This is a genomic window from Corticimicrobacter sp., from assembly GCF_040137905.1.
In the GTDB taxonomy this organism is placed as follows: Bacteria; Pseudomonadota; Gammaproteobacteria; order Burkholderiales; family Burkholderiaceae_B; genus Corticimicrobacter.
Map to the genome: position 1 here is coordinate 1 of NZ_JBEFDG010000085.1, position 6,356 is coordinate 6,356.

Below are 6,356 nucleotides of genomic sequence, written 5' to 3' on the forward strand. Positions count from 1 at the left end.
CGCCGTATCGGTGTCCGTCGGGATGCCGTGGAGTCGCGCATGGCTGGCCAGCGCTCTGCCGCCGTGCGTGCCCGTGGGCGTACGCGGTTGTCCGTCATCTGCGAGCAGACGCATTTCGAGGCGGTACGGCGACGCGTCTGCACCGGATTCCTGGGTATCGGCATGGAGGTCGTTCGTATGGAGACCTTGCCCGGCATGCCGCACGGCGAAATCCATCTCTGTTTTTCCATTGAATATGCGCCCGAGCAGCGCAAGCTGCTGATCGAGCTGGCGGGTGAGATCGCACGCGATCCGCTGGTGCTGCGTGCCTGCTTCGGCCTGGCATCTGAACAGGACCTGAGGCCTGCTGCCTGAGGTCATGGCATCAGGCTGCCCCTTTCCTGATATCCGACCCGCTTTTGTGATTATCTGAATAGCAGGGGAGCAAGGGCCATCCGTTTTGGTACGAGTTCGAAAATGGCATGGCGCTTGCCTTCGATCCTTGACAGTCGAGGGCGAGTTATGTAACTTTGCATTTCATATTTATTTATTCATTACACGTTGGCTCATGAGCTGTAAGTCGTCAACGCGTGTTCTCCCGCGTGTGCTGCCACTGAAGCGTGCGGTTCCGCCGGCCTCGTTCCATCCAGCCGGATTCCGGTTGTTCACCTAATTTGCCCAAATTCTGGGGGCATCATGATAGATACCGTCGTTGCTGCGCTGCTGCCGATAGTAGTGACGTTGGGCCTTGGCTATTTCGCGGGCTGGCACCATGACTTCAATGCCAGTCAGGGGGGCGTGCTCAATCGCATGGTCATGCTCTATGCCCTGCCGCTGACCTTGTTTGCGGGCATGATGGGGATCGAGCGCGCCCAGTTGCTGGCGCAGGGGCCCATGGCGGCCTTGCTGGCCATCTGCATGACGGCCAGCTATGCGCTGGTCTTCGTGCTGGCACGCAAGGTGTTCAGGCGGGACATCAAGACAGCGGCTTTGCTGGCGCTGGCTGTTTCCGGCCCGGCGGCTCCCTTTGTCGGCATGCCGGTGCTGGGCGAACTGTATGGCGGCATCAGTGCGGCGCCGGTGGCACTGTGCGGTCTGGTCATGAATCTGGTGCAGGTGCCGGCCACGCTGTTCGTTCTCTCCCGGGATGCCAACGAGGATGAAAACGAACCCCAGGATACGCCGGTCGACATGTTCAACAAGACCCTGCGTGAGCCGATTGTCTGGGCACCCGTGCTGGCTTTCGTGCTGCTGATACTGGATGTGCGCCTGCCGGGCCAGATCCGGGCCTCCCTGCAATTGCTGGGCGGTGCGACCGGCGGTGTGGCCCTGTTTGCCTCGGGCGTGATCCTGTTTTCCTATCGCATTGCGCTCAGCCGCACGGTGGCGTGGGCGGTGGTCGTCCGCAATGTCGTGATACCGGCTGCGGCGCTGGCCATCGGGCTGTGGATGGGGATGGAAACGGATGCCCTGCGCATGTCGGTCATCACACTGGCGATCCCGACGGCGTCCATTTGCGTGATCCTGGCCGTGCAATACCATGTGGCCGAGCAGGAAATGGCATCCATCCTGGGTGTGAGCACGCTGTTTTCAGTGGTGACGATGGCGGCTTTTCTGCTGGCCCCGGCCTGATCTCCCGATTGGGGCATATGCATCTGACGGACGCTGCGGGGTAGCTGTTGCGGCGGGCTGCGCCTGCGTACAATGCGCAGGTACGATTTTCAGGAGCAGGGCATCATGAGCAAGGCACAGCGCTTGACGCGCGCGCATCCCGACCAGTTGCTGGTCGGTCTGGTTTCGGTTTCGGATCGGGCTTCGGCAGGGGTGTATGTCGATGAAGGCATTCCTTCGCTGCAGTCGTGGCTGGCGCAGGCGCTGACGGTCGCACCCCAGTGTGTGTCCAGGCTGGTGCCCGACGAACCTGCACGGATTTCGGCGGCGCTGGTCGAACTGGTCGATGAACTGGGCTGCGACCTGGTGCTGACCACCGGCGGCACGGGCCCGGCACGTCGCGATGTGACGCCCGAGGCCACGCTGGCCGTGGCGACGCGGGAGATGCCCGGCTTTGGCGAGCAGATGCGGCAGATCAGCCTGCGCTTCGTGCCGACGGCGATCCTGTCGCGCCAGGTGGGTGTGCTGCGCGAAACCGATGACCATGCTGCGCTGATCCTCAATCTGCCGGGCCAGCCCAAGGCGATCCGCGAAACACTGGAAGGCCTGCGTGACGAGCAGGGCGCAGTGGTCGTGCCGGGAGTGTTTGCCGCCGTGCCCTATTGCATCGATCTGATCGGCGGGCCGTATGCTGAAACCCGGCCCGAGGTCGTGGCGGCGTTTCGTCCCAAGTCGGCCCGGAGGGCGTCATGACCCGGCGCGTTTTGCTGTTGCAGGCCGGTGATGCACCGGCACCTGTGCAGACGGCCGCTGGCGGCAATGTGCCGGACTGGTTCCGGCGGGCGCTGGGGCCGAAAGGCGCGCAGGTCGATGTGCTGCGCGTGTTCGAGGGTGAAACGGTGCAGCAGGACTGGAAAAACCGTTATGCCGTTGGCGTGATCAGCGGCTCCTGGGCGATGGTGACTGACCGCGCGCCCTGGAGTGAAGCCGTGGCCGGCTGGATTCGTGAAGCCGTTGCCAGTGATTTTCCCTTGCTGGGGGTGTGCTACGGACACCAGTTGATGGCCCACGCCCTGGGCGGCGAGGTGGCCGATCATCCCGAGGGCATCGAGATCGGGACGCGCACGGTTAGCTTGTTGCCCGGCGCATCGGCCGATCCCGTGCTGTCACACCTGCCGGCGAGCTTCCCGGCGCAACTGACGCATTACCAGAGTGTGCGGCGCATGCCGGCCGGTGCCGTGCGGTTGGCGGAGTCGGATCATGATGCACACCAGATCATTCGCTATGGCGAACGGGCCATGTCCAGTCAGTTTCACCCGGAAATGACGGCTGTCGAACTGGGGGCGATCATCGGCGTGCGCCGTGAGGCCTTGCAGGGGCAGGGCCTGGACGTCGCCGGGCTGGAGAATGCGCTGCAGGATACGCCCCAGGCGCGCTCGTTGCTGACGCAGTTCGTGGGGCGCTACCTGGAAGGGTGATCCCTACCGGGTCGTTTGAGTCGGAGCCGTCTCGATGCCTTGAGGGGATTCTGACGGCATATCGGCTGCTGCGGAATCAAGGGGACGCCCCAGTTTCAGGTCAAGTTCGCGCAGCATATCCAGCAGGGTCAACAGAATGCGTTCCTGGATTTCCAGGAAGACGTTGTACTCCGACGTCAGGACATTGGCCCGGACCCAGAGTTCGATGTGGCCGTCCCGTGTGCCGATGATGCGCACGGTCGGCCAGCCCTTGTCCTGTTCGAGCAGCGGTTCGGCAAGCAGCAGGGTGCGCAGGCGCTCCAGCAGGATCCGGACAGCATCGGGCCGGCTGTCCCCGCGCAGGAAAATGTGCTGGTCCATGTAGCACTGCGAGCGCATCGAATAGTTGACGATGTGCATCCTGGCCAGATCGGCATTGGGGACGGTACAGAGCGTGCCATTGCGGGCACGCAGGCGGCTCGAGCGCGGTCCGATGCGTTCCACCTTGGCGGTCTGGTCGCCGAATTTGATGCTTTCGCCTACCCGGAAAGGGCGGTCGGCGAACAGGGACAGGCCACCGAAGAGGTTCTCGATGGTGGATTGCGAGGCCAGCGCCAGCGCAAAGCCGCCCACGCCCAGACCGGCCACCAGCCCCAGCGCCGGAATGCCGATCTCGTTGGCACCGTTGATGAGGATGATGCAGACGGTGCCAAGTGATGCGATGCGGGCGATCAGCCGCAGCAAATGCGCGTCGTAGCTGTTCTCCGGAATGCGCGGCGAGCTGATGATGGCATCCACGATGAAGTAGATGAATCGCCATGCCGCCCAGGCCCAGGTCAGGTATGACACCACGGATACGAAAATGCTTTCCGAGGTGGCGAACAGGCCGGCCGGGTTGATCTGGACAACGATGAACCATTCGCTGAAAGAAAACAGCGCCAGGATGGCCAGGGGAATGGTCAGTTGCCACCAGCGGCGTCCGACCAGCGAGGCGCGTCGGGACAGGCGCACGGCCGTCACCGCCCAGAGTGCGGCGACCAGCAGCGCGCCCAGGATGACGATGACGACAGCCAGGATTTTCCAGAGCGGGGCGTCGAAATAATAGGTTCCGGTCAGGGGCTCGGGCAGGCCCAGGACCAGCGCATCCGGAATCAGCGGCCCGGTGGCATTGATCTGCGTCCGGTGCAGGAACGGATAGATCCTGGAGTTCAGGACTGGCTGATCGACAATGCTGAAGTAATACTCGCGCAGATGCTGGATACTCTCCGGCGTGAAGCGGTATTCACCTGTATTGGGGCCATCGCTGATGCGGGCGATCTGAATATCCGTGCCGGGAATGGTCCAGCGGCTGGGCAACTTCTGTTCGTCGAGGGTGCCGTCCTCGGCCGGGCCGGGAATGCTGCCTGGGTCCAGGGGGGGCAGTCGGGCCAGGATGTCGTACAGGTAGCCGGTGGCCGCATTGCCGATCTTGGCACGGGTGGCCGGCGGCAGGTTTTCCAGGTCCATTACATTGCGGATGCGCTGCAGGTCGCGGCGCAGTTGCGGTACCTGGGCGTTGTTCTTGTCGGCCACGTAGGCCGCATAGTCGTGCTCCAGGCGTTGCACCGCCGCCAGGAAGGACTGGTAGGTGTCGCGGGGACTCGTGCGGTTGATGGGTTCCAGAGGTCGTGTCGCCTCTGCGGCCTGCGCCACAGACATCACGGAACACAGTCCCATCAGGAGCAGCAGAAGAAATTTGCGCAAGGTCATGTCCTCTGTGTGAGGGTGGAACCGGATCGCTGCGGGAAGCGCAGGTGCGTTGGCAGGGCCTGGGCTGGCCCGCATCAGGGGCAAAGTCTTGCGTGCCTGGCTCGCAAGACTTTACGGCGCGGGTATTGGCGGTCGGGCGGTGCCCGAGGTCAGAAGCCCAGCACCTGAGGCATGTCGAACAGGCCGTTCTGATGAGCCTGCAGGAAACGGGCGGCGCGCAGGCTGCCCTGTACGTAGCCGGCCCGGCTGCCCGAGCGGTGGCTGATTTCGATGCGCTCGCCGGTACCGCAGAAGAAGACGGTATGGTCGCCGATGATATCTCCGCCGCGCACGACCGAGAACCCGATGGTGTCCTGCTCGCGCGGGCCGGTCAGGCCATGGCGGGTCCAGGTTGCCACGTCTTCGAGTTTTTCGCCACGCGCAGCGGCGATGACTTCGCCCATCTTGATGGCCGTGCCGGAAGGCGCATCGACCTTGTGCTTGTGGTGTGCCTCGAAGACCTCGATATCGTAGCCATCGTCCAGCAGCTTCGCGGCCGTTTCGAGCAGCTTGAGCGTGACGTTGACGCCGATGCTCATGTTGGGGGCGAAGACGATCCCGGTCCGTTCGGAGGCGGCCTGGATGGCCTGCTTGCCGGCTTCGTCAAAACCCGTGGTGCCGATCACCATGCGCACGCCATGTGCGGCACAGACCGGCAGGTGAGCCAGGGTGGCTTCGGGGCGGGTGAAATCGATCAGACAGTCGGCGTTGGCCAGTGCCGACAGGTCGTCGGTCATCAGCACCCCGGTGCGCTGGCCCAGGAAGGCACCGGCATCCTGGCCCAGTGCCGGGCTGCCGCTGCGGTCGAGCGCCACGGCCAGGGTCAGTTCGGGATCGGCCAGAACGGCCTCGATCAGCATGCGGCCCATGCGGCCGCTGGCGCCAGCAATGGCGATACGCATAGCAGAATCCTTGTGTTTACTGGTTCTCGGCGGCCTCTTCGGCAGCTTTTTCCAGTTTTTCGTCTTCCTTGGCCTGCTGGAAGGGTTCCAGTTCAGGCTGGGGGTCGCCGGCCCAGCGCACCAGCACGTCATTTTCGAACCAGACGGTGAAAATGCGGTGTTGTGCCTCGCCGTAGCCCGGCTGGTAATAGTACGGATATTCCCAGCGGTCTGCGTGCAGCGCGCTGGTCAGCGTGGAGCTGCCCAGTGCGAAGCGAACCTGCGCACGCGTCATGCCGGTACGCAGCAGATCGACCTGTTCCTTGGTGATCCAGTTGCCTTGCTGGACGCCGGCCTTGTAGGGGAAGCCCCATTTGCCGGACGAACAACCGGTCAGTGCCAGGCAGCCGATCAGCAGTCCCGCTGCCAGGGGACGGAAGGAAACGCGGGCGAAAAAGTGATTCATGGGAGCAGACGCTCGACTTAAAGTGCGTGGGAAAAACATATCAGGCGCAAACATAGCATAAAAGGGATGCTGCTCGCAGGTGAATTGGGGGGAGGGGGGTAATGATTGCGTATTCAACCCGCCGGGAGGCCTGCCTGATGAACGGGATAATGTGGCTGGGTCCCTGCGCTTTGC

7 protein-coding genes are annotated in these 6,356 nt (G+C 63.4%); 4 read left to right on the plus strand and 3 right to left on the minus strand.

Annotated features, from left to right (window positions below; all coding sequences use genetic code 11):
• The 4 genes from ABN482_RS14060 to ABN482_RS14075 form a co-directional block, all read left to right on the plus strand.
• Positions 1–354, plus strand: a 354-nt coding sequence (locus ABN482_RS14060) for a hypothetical protein (RefSeq protein WP_349504573.1), incomplete at its 5' end; no start/stop codon positions are given.
• 321 nt (positions 355–675) lie between these two features.
• Positions 676–1,611 carry an AEC family transporter gene (locus ABN482_RS14065; RefSeq protein ID WP_349504574.1) on the plus strand — a complete coding sequence of 312 codons (936 nt, stop codon included), beginning with the start codon at positions 676–678 and terminating at the stop codon, positions 1,609–1,611.
• Between the two features lie 105 nt (positions 1,612–1,716).
• On the plus strand, positions 1,717–2,343 hold the full coding sequence (gene mog / locus ABN482_RS14070; protein WP_143858843.1) for a molybdopterin adenylyltransferase: 627 nt from the start codon (positions 1,717–1,719) through the stop codon (positions 2,341–2,343).
• Entirely contained in the window at positions 2,340–3,068 is a 729-nt protein-coding gene (locus tag ABN482_RS14075) for a glutamine amidotransferase (protein WP_349504575.1), read from the plus strand. Before mog ends, ABN482_RS14075 begins: the two co-directional genes overlap by 4 nt.
• A 3-nt stretch (positions 3,069–3,071) precedes the next feature.
• Here the strand turns inward: ABN482_RS14075 and ABN482_RS14080 are convergent, their stop codons facing one another.
• From ABN482_RS14080 to ABN482_RS14090, 3 genes are all read right to left on the minus strand, one after another.
• A complete protein-coding gene (locus tag ABN482_RS14080; RefSeq protein WP_349504576.1) occupies positions 3,072–4,790 on the minus strand; it encodes a mechanosensitive ion channel family protein in 1,719 nt (572 codons plus the stop codon).
• A gap of 155 nt (positions 4,791–4,945) precedes the next feature.
• Positions 4,946–5,737, minus strand: coding sequence for a 4-hydroxy-tetrahydrodipicolinate reductase (gene dapB / locus ABN482_RS14085; RefSeq protein WP_349504577.1), 792 nt, complete (start codon positions 5,735–5,737; stop codon positions 4,946–4,948).
• A gap of 16 nt (positions 5,738–5,753) precedes the next feature.
• A complete protein-coding gene (locus ABN482_RS14090) occupies positions 5,754–6,182 on the minus strand; it encodes an outer membrane protein assembly factor BamE (protein ID WP_502877305.1) in 429 nt (142 codons plus the stop codon).
• Positions 6,183–6,356: the final 174 nt, after the last annotated feature.

Excerpts from the sequence above, each read along its gene's own strand:
- ABN482_RS14065 (WP_349504574.1), top strand. The coding sequence starts at position 676 with ATGATAGATACCGTCGTTGCTGCGCTGCTGCCGATAGTAGTGACGTTG.
- mog (WP_143858843.1), top strand. The coding sequence starts at position 1,717 with ATGAGCAAGGCACAGCGCTTGACGCGCGCGCATCCCGACCAGTTGCTG.
- ABN482_RS14075 (WP_349504575.1), top strand. The coding sequence starts at position 2,340 with ATGACCCGGCGCGTTTTGCTGTTGCAGGCCGGTGATGCACCGGCACCT.
- dapB (WP_349504577.1), bottom strand. The coding sequence starts at position 5,737 with ATGCGTATCGCCATTGCTGGCGCCAGCGGCCGCATGGGCCGCATGCTG.
- ABN482_RS14090 (WP_502877305.1), bottom strand. The coding sequence starts at position 6,182 with ATGAATCACTTTTTCGCCCGCGTTTCCTTCCGTCCCCTGGCAGCGGGA.